Origin of the sequence: Cypionkella sp. TWP1-2-1b2 (assembly GCF_049896245.1) — a bacterium.
In the GTDB taxonomy this organism is placed as follows: domain Bacteria; phylum Pseudomonadota; class Alphaproteobacteria; order Rhodobacterales; family Rhodobacteraceae; genus Cypionkella.
In genome coordinates this window covers 106,654-124,407 of sequence record NZ_JAFCTX010000011.1, presented here as the reverse complement: position 1 = coordinate 124,407, position 17,754 = coordinate 106,654, and the positions used below count along the sequence as shown (strand labels likewise).

Here is a 17,754-nt window from a genome sequence, read left to right as displayed (position 1 = left end):
TTTAGGCCCCCAGCACAGAGCGGATCGCGGCCAGATCAACGTGGTGATGCTCGGCAATCACCACAAGCTGGCCTTGGCGCGGGGATGCACCCCACGCGCGATCAAACTGATGCCGCACCCGTGCGCCAACCGCTTGCACCAGCAAACGCATTGGCTTGCCCGCAACGGCGACATAGCCTTTGACGCGCAGGATGTGCTGTTCATCGGCAAGGCGCTGGATGGCGGTGACAAGCGCGTCAATATCGCTGATCTCGGGCAGATCAATCACCACGGTGTCAAAATCGTCATGCTCGTGGTCGTCATGGCCATCGTGATGCGACGGGCGCGCGGCGAGATCATCCTCGGCTTTCGCGTTCAGACCAAGGATCAAGGCCGGGTCAATGATACCTTCCGACATTGACAGGATCGGGATTGGCCGGGGCGATTCCGCCATTATCACGGCGCGGGCTGCAGCGAGGCCCGCTTCCCCTGCCAGATCGGCCTTCGACATCAGGATGATATCGGCGCAGGCGATTTGATCCTCGAACACTTCCGACAGCGGGGTTTCATGATCCAACGACGGATCAGCAGCACGCTGCGCATCCACCGCCTCGACACTGGGCGCAAACCGGCCAGCGGCGACGGCCTCGGCATCGGCCAAAGCGATCACGCCATCGACAGTGATTTTCGAGCGGATCGCGGGCCAGTCGAACGCCTTCAACAAAGGTTTCGGCAAAGCGAGGCCAGAGGTCTCAATGATGATATGATCGGGGCGCACGGGCAGTGCCATCAATGCCTCGATGGTCGGGATGAAATCGTCAGCGACGGTGCAGCAGATGCAGCCGTTGGCGAGTTCAACAATATTCTCCACCGGACAATTCGCATCCGCGCAGGATTTGAGGATATCGCCATCGACGCCAACGGTGCCGAATTCATTGACCAGGATCGCCAGACGCTTGCCCTGCGGGTTCTGCATCAGATGACGGATCAGCGTGGTTTTACCAGCCCCGAGAAAGCCGGTGATCACGGTGACGGGGATTTTTGCGAGGTCAGACATCGGGAAGCTCCAAAGGCGGGATACGGGCAAGGCTTTGCTTGCGGAAAATCACCGGGCGCGCACGCCACGGCACGATACCATCGGGGGCGGCGAGATAGGCCGCAGCGCCGAGCAGAATGTCAGGCGCATCGGCCTCGGTCAGACGGCCATAGACATAGGACCACCGGCCGGGAGCCGAAAGCGCCACCGCCGCACCAGAATTGCAGGCGGACAGACAGGGGACGCCGACGATGCGCAGACCCTCAGGAATTTCGCCCACCAACAAGGCCGCATGAAGCCGCGCACCCGGCAATGCCTCCCCGTCTTCTACGACCTCTCCGGCCTTACAGGTGGTGCAGACATGCAGCGTTACGGTCATCAGCCTATCCAAATTGAGCGATGGGATGGCCAGAAAGGCACGGCCAAGGGGCCTTGCCTGCTGGTTGCGAAACACCCCGTTCGCCCGTTCAGTCTTGCGCTGGCAGGTCTCCCGGCTTGCGGATACGGGGCTTCCCCCACGGTGGCCCGCCTTCCCGGATTGCTCCAGTGGCCTCGGGCAACCTCTCCGGTCACGGTCGCGGGGGCGGCAGCTTTTGGGGTTGCCCCCTTTCGCATTCCCTCTTCGCCTGTCATAAACAGGAACCAACACCTGCCCACCTGTGGCAGAATTGCGCCCCTTGTCAAGCAACGGAAAACCCCCAATGGCCGACCCAGAGCTGCCCGTGATTGAAGCGACCTCCGATAGCGACGTATCAGGTGATGAAAACGCCCGCCACGCGCGAAAGATGGCGAAGAAGAAGGCCGCGCGCGATAAGATCATGGCCGGCAAGGCTGGCGATAAGGGGTTGCTGATCGTCCATACTGGGGCGGGAAAAGGTAAATCTTCGAGCGGATTCGGGATGATTCTGCGCTGCATCGCGCATGAGATGCCCTGCGCGGTTGTGCAATTCATCAAAGGCGCTTGGGATACCGGCGAGCGGCGGATCATCGAGACGCATTTCTCCGATCTCTGCGAGTTTCACGCGATGGGTGAGGGCTTTACTTGGGAAACCCAAGACCGCGCCCGCGATATCGCGATGGCCGCGAAGGGCTGGGAGAAGGCAAAAGAGCTGATCCGCGATCCCGGCAATCGGCTGGTGCTACTGGATGAGATCAACATCGCCTTGCGCTATGACTATCTGGATATCGCCGAGGTGCTGGCGTTTCTGGCCGCTGAAAAACCGCCGCTCACCCATGTGGTTATGACCGGGCGGAACGCTAAGCCAGAGTTGATTGAGGCGGCGGATTTGGTGACGGAAATGACGCTGGTGAAGCACCCGTTCCGGTCGGGTATCAAGGCGCAGCCGGGGGTGGAATTTTGATCTGGTGGCTTTGCTGACAGGATAGATTGGGGGCCAGCCCCCAAACCCCCGGAGTATTTTCGCCAGTATGAAAGCAACGAAATGTTAACCTTCTGGTTCCAAAACGGGGAAGCGGTACAGGGGGGAGCCCCGATGATCGCCCAGTGTGAAAGCGCAGCATCTCCCCCGCGCAATCGGCCCGAGATGCTGCGCCGACATTCTTTGGCTTTCATGCTGGAAGAAAATACTCTCGCCGGAGACTTCCGAAACCTCCGCCAAACCAACGCTGGAGGGTCGCGATGAAAGCCCTGATGATCCAAGGCGCAGGCTCCAACGTCGGCAAGTCTTTACTAGTGGCAGGCCTTTGCCGTGCGGCTAAACTGCGCGGGCTTTCGGTGGCTCCGTTCAAGCCGCAGAACATGTCCAACAACGCAGCAGTGACGGCCGATGGCGGTGAGATTGGCCGCGCGCAGGCGTTGCAGGCTTTGGCTTGTGGGCTGGAGCCGCATACCGATATGAACCCGGTGTTGCTGAAGCCTGAATCTGAAACCGGAAGCCAAGTTGTGGTGCAGGGCAAGCGCATCGCCACGGTGAAGGCCCGCGATTATGCGGCGTTGAAGCCCTCACTGATGGCTTCGGTTCTGGACAGCTTCAAGCGGTTGAAATCGCAATTTGATCTGGTGATTGTCGAGGGTGCAGGGTCGCCAGCCGAGGTCAATCTGCGCTCGGGCGACATCGCCAATATGGGCTTTGCGCGGGCGGCGAATTGCCCGGTAATTCTGACCGGCGATATTGATCGCGGCGGCGTGATTGCGCAGATTGTCGGCACGCAGGCGGTGCTGGACCCTGCGGATAATGCGATGATCGCGGGGTTTTTGATCAACAAGTTTCGCGGCGACCCCCGCTTGTTTGACGACGGCTATAAACTGATTGAGGCCCGCACAGGTTGGCACGGGTTTGGCGTGGTGCCGTTTTTTGAGGCTGCGTCAAAGCTGCCTGCCGAGGATGCCCTCGACTTGCCGAAGGGGGGCGGCGCGGGTGGATATAAAATCGCGGCGCTGGTGTTGTCGCGGATTGCAAATTTCGACGACCTCGACCCTTTGGCTCTGGAAGCTGGCGTCAGTTTGCAGATGGTGCGGGCTGGCCAAGCCATCCCCGGCGATACCGATCTGGTGATCATTCCCGGCTCGAAATCCACACGCGGCGATCTGGCTTATCTGCGGGCGCAGGGCTGGGATGTGGATCTGGCGGCGCATCTGCGGCGCGGCGGTCGCGTGCTGGGGATTTGTGGCGGCTATCAGATGCTTGGCCAAATTGTGCGTGATCCTGAGGGGATTGAGGGGCCAATGGGCGAAACCTTGGGCCTTTGCGCTTTGAATGTCGAAACCTTGATGACCCCGGACAAGCGGCTGACGCGGACCGAAGCTGTTCATGCCGCCACCGGGCTTGCGATGCAGGGCTATGAGATTCATATCGGGCGTACTGAGGGGCCTGATCGCGCCCGCCCGTTCGCCTATGTTAACGGCCAAGCCGAAGGCGCAGTTTCAGCCAACGGCTGCGTGATGGGCAGCTATCTGCACGGCATGTTCGCCAACGACCAATTTCGCGCGGGCTTCCTGCGCCAGATCGGCGCGCAGGCTTCGGGCTTGCACTACAGCGCTGGAGTTGACGCCGTTTTAGATGCCTTGGCCGCACATATGGAGGCGCATGTCGACGTCACAGCGCTGCTTGGTTTGGCAAGATAAGCGCCGACGCAGCGATGAAAGCTGACAGGCTTGAAGAGCGACCTCAGCGCCGCGGCCATTCGGTCTGGGTGTTTTCCTGCCAGCCCGTGCGGTGTAAAAGCGGGGTGTCATCCATGAATTCAGGATGGCCGAGGCAGAGATAGGCAGCAAACTCCCAGCCTTCTGGCACACTCAGCAGCGCTTCGATGTCTTGTGGCTCCAAAATTGAAACCATGCCGATGCCTAAATTCTCGGCCCGCGCCGCCAGCCACAAAGTATGAACAGCCATCGCCGTCGATTGCCGCAGCGTTTCGGGCAGCGTCTGCCGACCTAGGCCATGCCCGGCCTCTGGGTCCATCACGTTGAACACCGCCAGTTGCACCGGGGCGATCTCAAGCCCCGCCAGTTTCAGCGCCAGATATTCCGCGTGCTTTTCGCCGCAGTAAAGCTTTGCGGCCTCAGCGTTGCAACGGCTGAAATTGGCCCGCACGGCGGCGCGCAGGCTGAGATCATCGACCCGGATTACCCGCCAAGGCCGCGCGTTGCCGACCGAAGGCGCGCAATCCATCGTGGCGCGAAGCCGCTCCAACACCGCCTCATCCACCGGATCAGGGCGGAAATGCCGCACGTCGCGGCGCCATTGCAGGATGCGCAACAGGGTGGCGGATTCGTCTGGGGTGAACTGCATCATACCTCCAAAGCGCGGGTCAGTCGCGCCCATTCACCAGGCGAGCCGGGAAGGCCGATCCGCAGCCATCGGTTTGAATAGGGAAAGATTCTGCTCCAGATTCGCTGTTTTGCCAGTCGGAATTGTGCGGTTTCTGCATCCGGCGTCTCATAGCTGCGGAACAATTCGCAGCCGCCGACCAGTTGCCAGCCTGCGGCCTGCGCCAAAACATCGGCCTGTGCAACCTCCGACCGCAGCCGTTGCACTGTCGTCTCGGCCCAAGCTGCATCCGCCAAAGCCACAGCCCCAATCCGCAGGGCAGCACCATTCACAGGCCAAGGCCCCGACATTTCCTGCAAAGCCGCGATGTCTTCCGCACAGCCAATCACAAAGCCCAACCGCACCCCGGCCAACCCGTAGAACTTGCCGAAAGAACGCAGCACCAGCAGACCCGCCTGCCCGGCTTGCGGCAGCAAGGACAGCTCCGGCTGCGCATCGGCGAAACTTTCATCCACCACCAAGCGCCCGACTTGCGCGGCCAAAGCCAGCAGATCAGCGGGCGCATAGGATCGACCATCGGGATTATTGGGGTTCACCACCACAGCGAGGTCGGCCCCCGCCAACTGGCCGAACTGACTGACCTGTTCAACGCTCCAACCAGCGGCGTGCAGGCTGGCTGCATGTTCGTTATAGGTCGGCCCCAGCACACGGGCCTTTCCCGGTTTGCCAAGCCGGGGGATCATCTGGATTGCCGCCTGCGCACCCGCCACCGCCAGCATTGGGGCGGTGCAACGATAGGTTTTGGCGGCGACATCCAACAAGGCTTGCTTGGCGGTTTGAGTGGGCAGCATCGTCCAGTCTTCGCGCTGCAAAACTGGGACCCTATAGGGCACGCGGTTGATGCCAGTCGACAGATCAATCCAATCCACACCGCCAAAGCGAGCGATTGCCCCGTCGATATTCCCCCCGTGGTCGCGCATCTGCCCCCTCAGACCAGCGCCAAACCGAGCAGCGCTGCGCCCAGCACAAACATCGCCCGGACATAAAGCGCAAGGCCTCGTTGCAGATCGGCGGGGGTCGGATCTGGGGCGTCCGCGTTGACCCAAGGCTCCTCCGCCACGCGGTCGGCATAAACGCGCGGGCCGGACAGCCGCACGCCAAGGCCAGCGGCCATCGCGGCCTCTGGCCAGCCCGCGTTGGGCGAGCGGTGCAGACCAGCATCGCGCCACATAACGTTTACCGCCTTTCGCGGCGCGGTGGAGACCAGCGCAAACACCGCCCCCGTCAGTCGCGCCGGGATCAGATTGACCAGATCGTCGATACGGGCCGAGACCCAGCCGAACGCCTCAAACCGTGGCGTGCGGTGGCCAATCATCGAGTCCAGCGTGTTGATCGCTTTGTAGGCGGCGATACCCGGCAGACCCAAAATCGCGCCCCAAAACAGTGGGGCCACAATGCCATCCGAGGTGTTTTCTGCGAGAGATTCCATCGCCGCCCGCGCCACGCCAGCCTGATCCAACACGGCAGCATTGCGCCCGACGATCATCGAGACCGCAAAGCGCGCCTGTTCCAAATCGTTGCTTTGCAACGGGGAAATCACCGCCGCGACATGGACGTACATCGACCGCAGTGCCAGCAGCGGCCAAGCCAGCACACCGCCGATCACAATGCCCGGCCAGCCCGCCGGCAGCGCGCATTGCAACGCCCACGCCACACCGCCCGTGACGCCGATCACCACCAGCGCCGTCGCCATCCCTGCCATCCGGCGCGACCTTTCGCGTGCAGAATCGTGGTTTAGCGAAAGATCAAGCCAGCGGATCAGCGCGCCGATCCATGTCACCGGATGGCCGATCACCGCGTAAAGCCGCGCAGGCCAGCCGATCAGACTGTCCAACACCATTGCCACCAGCATCATCGCGGCAAAACTCATCTGCCCCCCCCGGCCAGAAACTGCACGACACCGCGCAGACCTGCCGCGTGCAAAGCGACGCTGGCTTGCTGCGGAACCTCACCGGGCGCGAAGATCAGTCCACGCGCCGCCCCGGTATGGGCAATGACATAACCCAAGGCCCCAAGGTCTGCTGCAAGCGACGCGATGGGATCACTTTGCGTCCCGCGATGCGCCAAGGTGCGGCTTGCCGAGAGGCTGGCCAGAGCCGCGATGCGTGGCAGATCGCGGGCAGTGGCGGCGCCTCGCCATTGCTGGATCAGATCCGCAATATCGGGAAAATCCACATCCTGCGGGTCAGTGCGGCGCGGTGGGCCGAAAAATCCACCGATGATCTCCATCGCGGGCGGCGGCGGCATGGTGGCAAGAATTTCGCCCTGACGCGAGGCCCAAAGTATCTGCGACGGCAGCGGCAGCATCAATGGGTCCGACGCCCCTTCCACCCCGATGCAGGCCCGCGCCAGAGCTATCGCATCCCCCTGCCAGCCCGCCAAACGTGCCAGCGCCACCAAGGCAGCCGTCGAGACACCCGCGCCACCGCCAGGCAGCATCTCTGCCGTGAAGCCCACCCGACCCGAGATCGAAAGATCTAACAGAGTTAGCAGCTTGACCGCCCGTTCTTCGGGTATGATGGCGGCGCTGGCTTTGGTGATCGAAAACGCCTGCCCCGTCACAAGGCTTGCCGTCACCCCCAGCGCATCACACGGCAATGTCACCAGCGCCAGCGGGCCATCCCGCCCGATCCGCCCCTGCAACAACTCGCCAAAATGCCCCGCCACGCGGGTGCTTTGCACGCTCATCGCCGCATCCGATTGACGCCCGCAATCGAGAACGCCCCCCCCGGCAGCGCGACAATCGTGGTCAGCGACAAAGGGGCGATCTGGAACGCCAGCCCCAAAGCGGGCACTCCCAACGCCAAGCCCAAAGCCGCGCGGATCACTCCGGCATGGGCGACGATCACGATGCGCCCGCCCAGCGACCCGGCCGCAAGCAAAACGGGCGTCACCCGCGCATAAAGATCCAGAAAACTCTCGCCCTCCGGTGGGCGATGCGCCGCCAGTGCCGCACCCGACAGCATCCCCAAATCCGGCAATTCGGTAAAAGGAACCCCCTCCCAAGCGCCAAAATCCTGCTCCCACAGCCGCGCGTCCTGCTCTGGCGTAAGGTCAGGCCACAGCGCCGCAGCCGTCTGCACACAGCGCCGCGCCGGGCTGATCCGCCAATGATCCGCCGCCGCCACCGCGCCGCGCAGCGCCGCAAAGGCCATAGCATCGCTGCAATCGGCGGCCACATCGCGCCGCCCTGCCATTCGCCCCTCGGTCAGCGCGGGGGCGTGGCGGATCAGCATGATCTCGGTTTGGCGATCTGTCGCGGGTTCTGTCGGGGCATCTGTCGCGGTCTGTGTCGGGGCATCAGCAGGCACGGTCGCATTTCTCCTTTCGCGCTGGCCCTGTTTCTGCTTTGACATCGGCCAAGGAGCAAGGGCCGATATGCACAAAACCATCCTGATCACCGGCGGCGCGCGCTCTGGCAAAAGCCGGATTGCGGAAGATCGCGTTTTACAGATTGGCAGCCCCGCGCATTACATCGCCACGGCGCAGGCTTGGGACGCCGAAATGCGCGCCCGCATTACTGAGCATCAAGCGCGGCGGGGGCCTGAATGGATCACACATGCCGAACCTTTGGATCTGATCGCAGCCCTCACCGCGACCAATGGCAAAGGCCCGCGCTTGGTCGATTGCCTGACGTTGTGGCTGACCAATCTGATGCTGGGGGATCACGACTGGCGCGAGGCGGCGCAGGCTTTGCTGGCCGCTTTGCCGCGCCAAACCAGCCCCGTGGTGTTTGTCACCAATGAAGTCGGCATGGGCATCGTGCCGGACAACGCCCTTGCCCGCGCATTTCGCGATGCGGCGGGCACCCTGAACCAATGGATCGCAGCCGAGGCGGATGAGGTGATTCTCGCCGTCTCGGGCCTGCCAATGAAGGTGAAATGATGAAACTGAGCTCTCTGGCCGCCATCGCCGATCTGGCGGCAAGCCTGCCACAAGCCGATGCAAAAGCAGCCGATGCAGCCCTTGCGCGGCAAAACAGCCTGACCAAACCGCCGGGATCTTTGGGGCGGCTGGAAGAATTGGCCGTGTTCATGGCAAGCTGGCGCGGCACAGCCCGCCCACAGATCACAAAAGCCCAAGCGCTGGTTTTTGCCGGAAACCACGGCATTTGCGCCCAAGGCGTCAATCCCTATCCGCAGGCCGTCACCGCGCAGATGGTCGGCAATTTTCAAGCAGGCGGAGCCGCAATCAACCAGCTCTGCCGTGCCAATGGTGCCGATCTGTCGGTAATCGCGCTAGAGCTTGACCGCCCAACGGCTGATTTCACCGAAAGCGCCGCTATGACTGAAGCCGAGACTTTGGCTGCCATGCAGGCCGGGGCGAATGCGGTGGATGTCAGCGCCGATGTGCTGATCTTGGGTGAAATGGGCATCGGCAATTCCACCGTTGCCGCAGCAATGACCTCAGCGCTGTTTGGCGGCGATGTGGCCGGATGGGTTGGGGCCGGAACCGGATCGGACAGCGATGGCATCAAGCGCAAGATTGCCGCGATTGAGACCGGTCTTGCCCGCCACAAAGGCCTGACCGCGATGGGCGTTTTGGCGGCCTTGGGCGGGCGCGAACAAGCGGCGATTTGTGGGGCTGTGCTGGCGGCACGGGCGGCACGGATTCCGGTTATTCTGGATGGTTTCATTTGCACGGCAGCGGCTTCGGCATTGTATGCCGCCGACCCTGCCTTGCTCGATCACTGCCTCGTCGGCCACCAAAGCGCCGAGCCGGGGCATCGCAAGCTGCTGGCGGCCTTGAACAAACGTGCGGTGCTGGAGTTTGACATGCGCTTGGGCGAAGGATCTGGTGCCGCGCTCGCCCTTGGCATCCTGCGCGCGGCGTTGGAGTGTCACAACGGCATGGCCACCTTCGGCGAGGCTGGGGTTTCTGAATCTGAGACTACGGGGGCATGACCCTCCTGCGCACCTGTCTGGCCGAGGTGCAACTGGCGGTGATGCTGCTGACCCGTCTGCCTGCGGGGCGGATGGCCCAAGCCCCAGCCATCGGTGCTGCAGTCTGGGCATTTCCGCTGGCGGGTGCGCTGGTGGGGGGCATCGCGGCGGCGGTTTTGGCCGGGGCTTTGGCGGTTGGTGTAGCCCCACCGCTGGCTGCGGGGCTGGCCTTGGCGGCGAGTGTTCTGGCAACAGGCGGCTTGCACGAAGACGGTCTTGCCGACTGCGCCGATGGCTTTGGCGGCGGACGCGACCGCGCACGCAAACTGGAAATCATGCGCGACAGCCGGATTGGCAGCTATGGCGGGTTGGCGCTGATCCTATCGCTGGGCCTGCGCTGGCAGGCGCTGGCGATTTTGGCGGCGCACAACCCAAAGCTTGCGGCGTGTGCATTGATTGCACTGGCAATTTCCAGCCGCGCGGGCTTGTCCTTTGCACTGCTCTGGATGCCCGCCGCGCGCAGCGATGGCATGGGAAAATCCGCCGCAGGCACTACACTGGGCCACGCTTTAGTGGGCTTAGCACTGGTCATTATAGGCTTGGCCGCACTGGTCGGGCCGCAGGCCACCGTGTTGGTTTTAACAACCCAGATCGTGGTGCAACTCATCTTCGCTCGCCTTGCCCTACGCCAGATCGGCGGACAAAGCGGCGATGTTCTGGGCGCAATGCAGCAGTTGGCCGAAGTCGCAGGCTGGTTGGTTTTGGCGCACTGAATTGAGGCCAGAAGCGGGGGCTAGCCCCCGCACCCCCAGAATATTTAAGCCAATGTGAAAGGCTTAGAGGCTTGGGCGCTTCTGCAGCAACGGCATCACATCCGCCATCTCTGGCCCAGCATCCAGCCCAGTAACAGCGCGGCGTAGCGGGCGGAACAGGGTCTTGCCCTTGCGCCCTGTCGCCTCTTTCACTGCCGTCGTCCACTCGCCCCAGGTCGCGATTGTCCACGGGCCTTCTGGCAGCATCTCAAAGGCTTGGGCGACAAAATCGCGGTCTTCGTCATCGACGAGCGGGGTAGCACCATCGCGGAACAAGGTCCACCAGCCCTCCAGATCGGCCAGCACGGTGATGTTGGCCTTGGCGACGTTCCAGAACAATTCCGCCTTATCCGCTGGCACACCCAGCGCCGCGATCTTGTCAGCCACATTTGCCAATGGCAGGCTTTGCACATGCGCGCGGGTCAGCGGGAACAGGTCTTCGGCATCAAACTTAGTCGGCGCCGGGCCAAAGCTGCCAATATCAAAGCTGTCGATCAGGTCTTGCATCGACGTGGCCAGTTCCACCGGCTTCGACGAGCCCAGCCGCGCCATCAGCGACAAAAGCGCCATCGGCTCTACCCCACGTGCGCGCAGATCGCGCAGGCTGAGGGTGCCCAGACGCTTGGACAATTCCTCCCCCTTCGGCCCGGTCAACAGCGAGTGGTGCGAGAAATTCGGCGGCGTGCCACCCATCGCCTGCATGATCTGAATCTGGGTTGCGGTGTTGGTCACATGGTCCGCCCCGCGCACGATCGAGGTGACGCCCATGTCGATATCATCCACCGACGAGGCGAACGTATACAAAATCTGTCCATCCGCCCGGATCAGCACCGGATCAGACACCGACGCCGCATCAATCGAGATCGGCCCAAGGATACCATCGGTCCACTCAATCCGCTGCTGATCCAAGCGGAAGCGCCAATAGCCCGCGCGGCCTTCTTCGCGCGCTTTGGCCTTTTCCGCATCGGTCATGCGCAGCGATGCGCGGTCATAAACCGGCGGCTTGTGCATGTTCAACTGCTTCTTGCGCTTCAGGTCCAGCTCAACCGGAGACTCAAAACACTCATAGAAACGACCAGCGCCGCGCAACTGATCCGCCGCCTCGCGATACCGGTCAAACCGCAGAGATTGCTGCTCCACCCGGTCCCAATGCAGTCCCAGCCAATCCAGATCGAACAGCAGGCCATCAATGTATTCCTGTTTCGAGCGTTCCTGATCCGTATCATCAAGCCGCAGAATGAACGTCCCCCCAGCTTTGCGAGTGATCAGATAGTTCATCAGCGCCGTGCGCAAATTGCCGACATGGATATAGCCGGTGGGCGACGGGGCAAAGCGGGTAATCGTGGGACGATCGGTCATTTCGGCTCTCCTGCAATCGGCCTTCCCTGTCATATGGCCCACCATTTGTCCAGTTATCGCCTTGCAGCTTTCCGCGCGGCGACTAGGCTGCGGCGCATGACCACGCCCCATGCCAGCCTGACCAGCCCCGCTGCCGAAGAAATCGAGGCCCTCGCCCGCGCCGCCATCGCCGATTTGCCGCAGCCTTACCGCTTGGCAGCCGGCCAAGTCGCGCTGCGGATCGAGGATTTTGCCAGCGATGACATGCTGGCAGAACTCGGATGCGAAAGCCCGTTTGAGCTGACCGGGCTTTACGACGGCATCCCGCTGACCGAGAAATCCGTGTTAGATCAACCGCTTCAACCCGATATGATCTGGCTGTTCCGTCGCCCGATCTTGGATGAATGGATTGAGCGCGGCAATGTTACCCTGCAAGAGCTGGTGACCCATGTCTTGGTGCATGAGCTTGCGCATCATTTTGGCTGGAGCGACGCCGAAATCGGCGCGATTGATCCGTGGTGGGAATAAACAATCCACACGCCCGCACGCTTGCCGCTTGGACAGCGCGTAAAAATCTTTCTATCATGGCAGTTGTATCCTGCCCGCGCAGTGTGATGATTTTAATCTGAAATTGGGGAGTTGATCGATGTTTGCCAAAACCGTCGCCGCCGTTGTTCTCGGCACAGCGCTTGCACTGCCTGCCGGTGCAGGGCCGGTCGTGGACAAAGCCGCTGAGATTGAGGCCTTGATGGCCGCCGATAACGCCAGCGGGGCGATAGATGCAGCGAACGCCCTGCTGGCGACGGTGTGGGACAGCAGCAAAGAGATCGGTATTCATCAGACCGTTCTGGTGACGCAACCCGCTGCGGGATATGGCATCTACAACCCGCGCCCGGATGAAAAGTTCAAACTGGATGAGCCGATTCTGATCTATGCCGAGCCGTTTGGGTTTGGCTATGGCTCGGGCGGGGATGGGCTTTATACCATTGGTTTCATTGTCGATCTGAAGGTGATGACCGAGGCGGGCGAGGTATTGGGCGAATTGCCGTCGGTCGCCAATCTCGACCTGACCTCGCGTTATCAGAACCGTGAGTTTCAGGCCAATCTGACCTATACATTGTCGGGTATCGTCCCCGGCCGCTATGTCTTGGAAACCACGCTGCGCGACAAGAATTCTGAAAAGGTAGGCACTTTTCAGAATACCATTGAGATCATCGAATAGGGCAAAGGTCCCATGGTTTCCCAGCAAACCCCGATCCTCACCCTCACCCTGAACCCCGCGTTGGATATGGCGACGGGGGTGGCGGAATTGGTGCCGGATCAGAAATTGCGTTGTTCAGAACCGCTGCTCGATCCCGGCGGCGGCGGCTTGAATGTCAGCCGCGCGATTGCGGCTTTGGGTGGTGAAAGCCTTGCGCTGGTGGCTTTGGGCGGGTTGACCGGGGATCGTCTGGCGGGATTGATCCGCGCCGAATCCGTGCCGTTTCTGGCGCTCACCGCTCCCGGTGAAACCCGGCAAAGCCTCACGGTGACCGAAGCCAAAACGGGCAGTCAGTACCGCTTCATGTTGCCGGGGCCGATTTGGTCAGAGGCGGATCAGGACCGGGTATTCATGCTGTTGCGCGCCTCGGCCCGACCGGGGGCGATTGGGGTGATTTCGGGCAGCCAGCCGCCCGGCGTTCCGGTGGATTTTCCCACACGCTTGGCACGCTCGATGCCCGGTCTGAACGTGGTGCTGGACACCTCTGGCGCGCCCTTGCGCGAAGCGGTCAGCCATCCGATTGCCGGCCTTTTCGTGCTGAGAATGGATGGCGAAGAAGCCGAAAGCATTGCAGGACACGCCCTAAAAACCCGCGCGCAAAGCGCTGATTTTGCGTCTGATTTGGTTAAATGCGGCGTCGCACGGCGGGTGATTGTGGCGCGCGGCGCGGATGGCTCGGTGATGGCCGAAGCCGGGCGGCGGGTGTTTGCCAAGGCGGCCAAAGTGCAGGTGGTCAGCACGGTTGGCGCAGGCGACAGCTTCGTGGCCGGCTTCGTTCTCAGCCTTGCGCGCGGCGCGGATTCAGCGCTGGCGCTGGCCTATGGCTCGGCCTCGGCCAGTGCGGCAGTGACGACGGATGCAACGCAGCTCTGTCGCTTGCAGGATGTCGAACGCCTGCTGGCGGAGTGCGAAATCAGCGAAATTTAGCTACGTGGGCCCCATAAAATCAGCGCCGCGCCGACAAGCGCCAAAGCAGCACCACCAAGGTCGGCCCAGTCGGGGCGACTGCCCTCAACCAGCCAAAGCCACAGCACCGAGGCGGCGATATACACCCCGCCATAAGCCGCATAGCTGCGCCCCGCATGGCTCGGTGGCGCAAGCGCAAGCAGATAAGCAAAGCCTGCCAACCCCATCGCACCGGGGATCAACCACAGCACCGAGGCCCCCCGCCACCAACTCCAGACCGCGAAGCAGCCAGCGATTTCGAGCAGGGCGGCGAGGACGTAAAGCGGCATGTTTTCTCCTTAAGGCGCGCTCGACGCTCCCTTGCGGGCGCTTCTCGCTGCAGCGCAGAGCGCCCGTAAGGGAGCGATAAGCGCCAGATCAGGCGTTGTCGCGCCAGCGGTTGGCGATCGGATAACGGCGGTCGCCGGCAAAAGCGCGGCGGGTCAGCCTTGTGCCGGGGGCGGATTGGTAGCGTTTGTATTCGCTGATATAGAGCAGATGTTCGACCTTCTTCACCGTGGCGCGATCAAAGCCCTTGGCGACCAGATCAGCCACCGACAATTCCTGCTCTACCAACCCATCCAGAATCGCATCCAGCACCGGATAGGGCGGCAGGCTGTCTTCGTCTTTCTGATCGGGCCGCAACTCGGCACTCGGCGGCTTGTCGATCACACGCGGCGGGATCACCTGCCCTGCCGGGGCCAGCATCCACGGGCGGTGGTTGTCATTCCTCCAACGGCAGGTGTCAAACACACGGGTTTTATACAAGTCTTTCAGTGGGTTATAGCCACCGTTCATATCGCCGTAAATCGTGCAATACCCCACCGCCATCTCAGACTTGTTGCCCGTGGTCAGCAGCATCTCGCCAAACTTGTTCGACATCGCCATCAACAACAGCCCACGCAGCCGTGATTGCACGTTCTCCTCCGTCACCCCCGGCTGTGTGCCCTCAAACAAATGCGCCAAAGCCTCGCCCACCGCATCCTGCGCGCCCGAGATCGACACGGTGTCGAGGCGACAGCCCAAAGCCCGCGCCACCTGCGCCGCATCCTCCAGCGAAGTCTGCGAGGTATAGCGCGACGGCAGCATCACACAGCGCACATTTTCCGGGCCAATCGCATCGGCGGCAACTGCGGCCACAATGGCGCTATCAATTCCCCCCGACAGCCCCAGCAGCACCTTCTTGAACCCTGTTTTTCCCAGATAGTCCTGCAAAGACATCACCATGGCCCGGTAATCCGCCTCATAGGAAATCGGCATCTTATCCATGATACCCGGCAAAGCCCGCCAGCCCTCGGCGGTTTCCTCAAAATCCACATGCGTCACGCAAGCGTCAAACTGCGGCAGTTGCGCCACCAATACCCCGCCGGGGTTCAGCACAAAAGACGCCCCATCAAACACCTGATCATCTTGGCCCCCGATCATGTTCAGATAGACCAGCGGCAGCCCGGTCTCGATCACCCGCGCCACCATCAGATTGGTCCGCACGGCCGGCTTACCCCGGTGATAGGGCGAGCCATTCGGCACCAGCAAAATCTGCGCCCCGGTCTCAGCCAGCGTCTCACACACGTCCGAATGCCAAGCGTCTTCACAAATAGGCGAGCCGATGCGCAGCGGTCCCACCCGATATGGCCCCTGCGGCGGGGCCGAGGCGAACACCCGCTTTTCATCAAACACATCGCTGTTCGGCAGTTCGTGCTTCAACACCGTGGCCGCAATCTTGCCGCCCTCAAGGATGTAATAAGCGTTGTAAAGCAGCCCGTCCTTCACACAAGGCCCGCCAATCCCCAGCGCCGGGCCATCGACGATCCGCAGAGCCAAAGCCTCTACCGCTTGTATCGCAGCCGCATGAAATGCCGGTTTCATCACCAGATCTTGGGTCTGATAGCCGGTGATGAACATCTCGCTCACCGCCACCATCTGCGCGCCGGCCTCGCGCCCCTGCAGCCAAGTATCATAGGCCAGCGCTGCATTGGCCTCAATCGCGCCCAGAGTGGGGTTCAACTGGGCGAGGGTCAGGCGGAACGTCGCGGCCATATCATGCTCCGAGCTAGGGTTTTCCCGGTTCTAGCAGGTTCAGGGCCGAGGGGAAGGCCAAGCGGGCGACTTGTCAGCAGGGCGCGGGCTCGGTTAGGGTGCGCTGCTACAACAGGGATATTGGTGATGCGCAACGTAAGCTTGGCGGCGGCGATGGTGGTGGCTCTGGCAGGGGCAGCACTGGCACAGGACGCAGGCGAGATCATCAGCAAGCAATATGACGATGGCTCGGTCTACGAGGGCACCTTCGTCAACGGCTTGCAAGATGGTACCGGCACCTACCGCCTGCCGAGTGGTTATGAATACTCCGGCAAATGGGTCGGCGGCGAAATCCGCGGCATCGGCGTTGCACATTATCCCAACGGTTCGGTCTATGAGGGCCACTTCGCGGCGGGGAAACCCGAGGGCAAAGGCAAGATCACCTTCGCCGATGGCGGCACCTATGACGGCGACTGGCGCGGCGGCAAGATGACTGGGCAAGGCCGCGCATCCTATGCCAATGGCTCGATCTATGTTGGCGCGCTCACCGATGGCAAGCATGACGGCATCGGCAAGCTGACCGATGCCAATGGCTACAGCTATGCAGGCTTCTGGCGCATGGGCGAAAAGCAGGGCAAGGGGGTGATCCGCTACCCCGATGGCACCACATACACCGGCACCTTGGTGGGCGGCGCGCGCCAAGGCACCGGCACGCTGACCATGCCAAACAAACTGACCTATGTCGGCGCGTGGAAAGACGGCCAGATCAACGGCTTGGGCAAGCTAACCCAACCGAATGGCGATGTCTACGAGGGCGATTTTGTCGAAGGCCTGCGCGTCGGCAAGGGTACTGAAACCTATGCCAATGGCAATATCTATAAGGGCAGCTTCAAGGCCGACAAGCGCGATGGCAAAGGCACATTCACCGCCAAGGATGGCAGCAGCTATCAGGGCGATTGGGTCGCAGGCCAGATGCAGGGTCAGGGCCGCATGGTCTATGCGGATCGGTCGACCTATGAGGGCGGCTTCAAGGCCGATCAGCCCGAGGGCGCGGGCAAGATCAGCTATGCCGATGGCTCCAGCTACGCGGGCCAATGGCTGAAAGGGGCGATCACCGGACAAGGCACCGCCGTTTATGCCAATGGCGCGACCTACACCGGGGCACTGGTGGGCGAAAAGCCCGAAGGCATCGGTGCCATGAGCTATCCCGATGGCTTCCGCTATGAAGGCGCGTGGAAAGCCGGCGTGCGCGAAGGCGTCGGCACCGCAACTTGGGCGGATGGCACGGTCTACAAGGGCAATTTCAAAGCGGGCCTGCGTGATGGCAAAGGCGCGCTGACGCAACCTGATGGCTTTAGCTACAGTGGCGATTGGTTGGCAGGCGAAATGCAGGGCAATGGCATTGCCACCTATCCGACCGCAGACAGCTATGCGGGCGGCTTCGTTGCAGGAAAACGCGAGGGCACGGGCAAGCTGACCTATAAGGGCGGTGAAATCTCGGAAGGCATGTGGAAGGCCGGGGTGCTGGTCGGGCCTCTCCCCAATGCCCCGGCGCAACCCCAGCCACCCGAAGCCCCCGCAACGCCTGCTTCCCCTGTGGCTCCCGAACCACCCGCCGCCCCGGCAGAGGGCGCACCCGCAGGCGAAACGGTGGCCCCGGCCACACCTTAGATCAAAGGCCACTACAGCACTT

19 protein-coding genes and 1 riboswitch are annotated in these 17,754 nt (G+C 62.1%); of the genes, 9 read left to right on the top strand and 10 right to left on the bottom strand.

The genetic code is table 11. The features are described from left to right. Window position 1: 1 nt before the first annotated feature. Window positions 2-1,036: a cobalamin biosynthesis protein CobW gene (gene cobW, locus ACP7AP_RS09640; protein ID WP_426033998.1), complete on the bottom strand. Its 1,035-nt coding sequence runs from the start codon at window positions 1,034-1,036 to the stop codon at window positions 2-4. Beyond that, complete coding sequence (locus ACP7AP_RS09635) at window positions 1,029-1,394, bottom strand: DUF1636 family protein (RefSeq protein ID WP_426033997.1); 366 nt, start codon at window positions 1,392-1,394, stop codon at window positions 1,029-1,031. Before ACP7AP_RS09635 ends, cobW begins: the two co-directional genes overlap by 8 nt. An 84-nt stretch (window positions 1,395-1,478) precedes the next feature. Then, window positions 1,479-1,677: riboswitch (cobalamin riboswitch) on the bottom strand. Between the two features lie 39 nt (window positions 1,678-1,716). On the opposite strand from ACP7AP_RS09635, the gene cobO reads away from it, so the two are divergent. Together cobO and ACP7AP_RS09625 are read left to right on the top strand one after the other, a co-directional pair. Continuing rightward, complete coding sequence (gene cobO, locus ACP7AP_RS09630) at window positions 1,717-2,376, top strand: cob(I)yrinic acid a,c-diamide adenosyltransferase (RefSeq protein ID WP_426033996.1); 660 nt, start codon at window positions 1,717-1,719, stop codon at window positions 2,374-2,376. Window positions 2,377-2,654: 278 nt separating this feature from the next. Continuing rightward, a complete protein-coding gene (locus ACP7AP_RS09625) occupies window positions 2,655-4,100 on the top strand; it encodes a cobyric acid synthase (RefSeq protein ID WP_426033995.1) in 1,446 nt (481 codons plus the stop codon). Between the two features lie 43 nt (window positions 4,101-4,143). On the opposite strand, the gene bluB is transcribed toward ACP7AP_RS09625, so the two are convergent. The 5 genes from bluB to ACP7AP_RS09600 are packed head-to-tail and all read right to left on the bottom strand — an operon-like array spanning window position 4,144 to window position 8,117. Next, window positions 4,144-4,767, bottom strand: a complete 624-nt coding sequence (bluB, locus tag ACP7AP_RS09620) for a 5,6-dimethylbenzimidazole synthase (RefSeq protein ID WP_426033994.1) — start codon at window positions 4,765-4,767, stop codon at window positions 4,144-4,146. After that, a complete protein-coding gene (gene cobD, locus ACP7AP_RS09615) occupies window positions 4,767-5,726 on the bottom strand; it encodes a threonine-phosphate decarboxylase CobD (protein WP_426033993.1) in 960 nt (319 codons plus the stop codon). Before cobD ends, bluB begins: the two co-directional genes overlap by 1 nt. An 8-nt stretch (window positions 5,727-5,734) precedes the next feature. Further along, complete coding sequence (cbiB, locus tag ACP7AP_RS09610) at window positions 5,735-6,676, bottom strand: adenosylcobinamide-phosphate synthase CbiB (RefSeq protein WP_426033992.1); 942 nt, start codon at window positions 6,674-6,676, stop codon at window positions 5,735-5,737. Beyond that, entirely contained in the window at window positions 6,673-7,494 is an 822-nt protein-coding gene (locus ACP7AP_RS09605; protein WP_426033991.1) for a propanediol utilization protein, read from the bottom strand. Before ACP7AP_RS09605 ends, cbiB begins: the two co-directional genes overlap by 4 nt. Beyond that, complete coding sequence (locus ACP7AP_RS09600; RefSeq protein WP_426033990.1) at window positions 7,491-8,117, bottom strand: histidine phosphatase family protein; 627 nt, start codon at window positions 8,115-8,117, stop codon at window positions 7,491-7,493. Before ACP7AP_RS09600 ends, ACP7AP_RS09605 begins: the two co-directional genes overlap by 4 nt. 67 nt (window positions 8,118-8,184) lie before the next feature. Here ACP7AP_RS09600 and cobU point away from each other — a divergent pair, with 67 nt between their 5' ends. From cobU to cobS, 3 genes are read left to right on the top strand one after another with little or no spacing between them, the layout of a single operon-like run. Further along, a complete protein-coding gene (cobU, locus tag ACP7AP_RS09595; protein ID WP_426033989.1) occupies window positions 8,185-8,691 on the top strand; it encodes a bifunctional adenosylcobinamide kinase/adenosylcobinamide-phosphate guanylyltransferase in 507 nt (168 codons plus the stop codon). Then, entirely contained in the window at window positions 8,688-9,710 is a 1,023-nt protein-coding gene (gene cobT, locus ACP7AP_RS09590) for a nicotinate-nucleotide--dimethylbenzimidazole phosphoribosyltransferase (protein ID WP_426033988.1), read from the top strand. Before cobU ends, cobT begins: the two co-directional genes overlap by 4 nt. Then, the gene (gene cobS, locus ACP7AP_RS09585; RefSeq protein ID WP_426033987.1) at window positions 9,707-10,462 is read left to right on the top strand and encodes an adenosylcobinamide-GDP ribazoletransferase; all 756 of its coding nucleotides are present in this window, start codon (window positions 9,707-9,709) and stop codon (window positions 10,460-10,462) included. The genes cobT and cobS overlap by 4 nt, the downstream gene beginning before the upstream one ends. A 63-nt stretch (window positions 10,463-10,525) precedes the next feature. Here the strand turns inward: cobS and gltX are convergent, their stop codons facing one another. Continuing rightward, window positions 10,526-11,860, bottom strand: a complete 1,335-nt coding sequence (gltX, locus tag ACP7AP_RS09580) for a glutamate--tRNA ligase (RefSeq protein WP_426033986.1) — start codon at window positions 11,858-11,860, stop codon at window positions 10,526-10,528. A gap of 96 nt (window positions 11,861-11,956) precedes the next feature. Between gltX and ACP7AP_RS09575 the strand changes: the two genes are divergently transcribed. The 3 genes from ACP7AP_RS09575 to ACP7AP_RS09565 all read left to right on the top strand — a co-directional run bounded on the left by ACP7AP_RS09575 (window position 11,957) and on the right by ACP7AP_RS09565 (window position 14,027). Next, the gene (locus tag ACP7AP_RS09575) at window positions 11,957-12,367 is read left to right on the top strand and encodes a metallopeptidase family protein (protein WP_426033985.1); all 411 of its coding nucleotides are present in this window, start codon (window positions 11,957-11,959) and stop codon (window positions 12,365-12,367) included. 118 nt (window positions 12,368-12,485) lie between these two features. Beyond that, the gene (locus ACP7AP_RS09570) at window positions 12,486-13,061 is read left to right on the top strand and encodes a hypothetical protein (protein WP_426033984.1); all 576 of its coding nucleotides are present in this window, start codon (window positions 12,486-12,488) and stop codon (window positions 13,059-13,061) included. 12 nt (window positions 13,062-13,073) lie between these two features. Further along, window positions 13,074-14,027 carry a 1-phosphofructokinase family hexose kinase gene (locus ACP7AP_RS09565; protein ID WP_426033983.1) on the top strand — a complete coding sequence of 318 codons (954 nt, stop codon included), beginning with the start codon at window positions 13,074-13,076 and terminating at the stop codon, window positions 14,025-14,027. Here ACP7AP_RS09565 and ACP7AP_RS09560 read toward each other — a convergent pair. After that, a complete protein-coding gene (locus ACP7AP_RS09560; protein WP_426033982.1) occupies window positions 14,024-14,335 on the bottom strand; it encodes a YnfA family protein in 312 nt (103 codons plus the stop codon). The two genes, ACP7AP_RS09565 and ACP7AP_RS09560, sit on opposite strands and share 4 nt — an antisense overlap. Before the next feature lie 88 nt (window positions 14,336-14,423). Next, the gene (locus ACP7AP_RS09555; protein WP_426033981.1) at window positions 14,424-16,082 is read right to left on the bottom strand and encodes an NAD+ synthase; all 1,659 of its coding nucleotides are present in this window, start codon (window positions 16,080-16,082) and stop codon (window positions 14,424-14,426) included. Between the two features lie 126 nt (window positions 16,083-16,208). Between ACP7AP_RS09555 and ACP7AP_RS09550 the strand changes: the two genes are divergently transcribed. Next, window positions 16,209-17,732 (top strand): 2-isopropylmalate synthase, encoded by a 1,524-nt coding sequence (locus ACP7AP_RS09550; RefSeq protein WP_426033980.1) that lies wholly within the window; start codon window positions 16,209-16,211, stop codon window positions 17,730-17,732. Window positions 17,733-17,754: the final 22 nt, after the last annotated feature.

What these genes read in the sequence shown, in the direction of transcription:
- cobW (WP_426033998.1), bottom strand. Translation starts at nt 1,036, where the DNA reads ATGTCTGACCTCGCAAAAATCCCCGTCACCGTGATCACCGGCTTTCTC.
- ACP7AP_RS09635 (WP_426033997.1), bottom strand. Translation starts at nt 1,394, where the DNA reads ATGACCGTAACGCTGCATGTCTGCACCACCTGTAAGGCCGGAGAGGTC.
- cobO (WP_426033996.1), top strand. Translation starts at nt 1,717, where the DNA reads ATGGCCGACCCAGAGCTGCCCGTGATTGAAGCGACCTCCGATAGCGAC.
- ACP7AP_RS09625 (WP_426033995.1), top strand. Translation starts at nt 2,655, where the DNA reads ATGAAAGCCCTGATGATCCAAGGCGCAGGCTCCAACGTCGGCAAGTCT.
- bluB (WP_426033994.1), bottom strand. Translation starts at nt 4,767, where the DNA reads ATGCAGTTCACCCCAGACGAATCCGCCACCCTGTTGCGCATCCTGCAA.
- cobD (WP_426033993.1), bottom strand. Translation starts at nt 5,726, where the DNA reads ATGCGCGACCACGGGGGGAATATCGACGGGGCAATCGCTCGCTTTGGC.
- cbiB (WP_426033992.1), bottom strand. Translation starts at nt 6,676, where the DNA reads ATGAGTTTTGCCGCGATGATGCTGGTGGCAATGGTGTTGGACAGTCTG.
- ACP7AP_RS09605 (WP_426033991.1), bottom strand. Translation starts at nt 7,494, where the DNA reads ATGAGCGTGCAAAGCACCCGCGTGGCGGGGCATTTTGGCGAGTTGTTG.
- cobU (WP_426033989.1), top strand. Translation starts at nt 8,185, where the DNA reads ATGCACAAAACCATCCTGATCACCGGCGGCGCGCGCTCTGGCAAAAGC.
- cobT (WP_426033988.1), top strand. Translation starts at nt 8,688, where the DNA reads ATGATGAAACTGAGCTCTCTGGCCGCCATCGCCGATCTGGCGGCAAGC.
- cobS (WP_426033987.1), top strand. Translation starts at nt 9,707, where the DNA reads ATGACCCTCCTGCGCACCTGTCTGGCCGAGGTGCAACTGGCGGTGATG.
- gltX (WP_426033986.1), bottom strand. Translation starts at nt 11,860, where the DNA reads ATGACCGATCGTCCCACGATTACCCGCTTTGCCCCGTCGCCCACCGGC.
- ACP7AP_RS09575 (WP_426033985.1), top strand. Translation starts at nt 11,957, where the DNA reads ATGACCACGCCCCATGCCAGCCTGACCAGCCCCGCTGCCGAAGAAATC.
- ACP7AP_RS09570 (WP_426033984.1), top strand. Translation starts at nt 12,486, where the DNA reads ATGTTTGCCAAAACCGTCGCCGCCGTTGTTCTCGGCACAGCGCTTGCA.
- ACP7AP_RS09565 (WP_426033983.1), top strand. Translation starts at nt 13,074, where the DNA reads ATGGTTTCCCAGCAAACCCCGATCCTCACCCTCACCCTGAACCCCGCG.
- ACP7AP_RS09560 (WP_426033982.1), bottom strand. Translation starts at nt 14,335, where the DNA reads ATGCCGCTTTACGTCCTCGCCGCCCTGCTCGAAATCGCTGGCTGCTTC.
- ACP7AP_RS09555 (WP_426033981.1), bottom strand. Translation starts at nt 16,082, where the DNA reads ATGGCCGCGACGTTCCGCCTGACCCTCGCCCAGTTGAACCCCACTCTG.
- ACP7AP_RS09550 (WP_426033980.1), top strand. Translation starts at nt 16,209, where the DNA reads ATGCGCAACGTAAGCTTGGCGGCGGCGATGGTGGTGGCTCTGGCAGGG.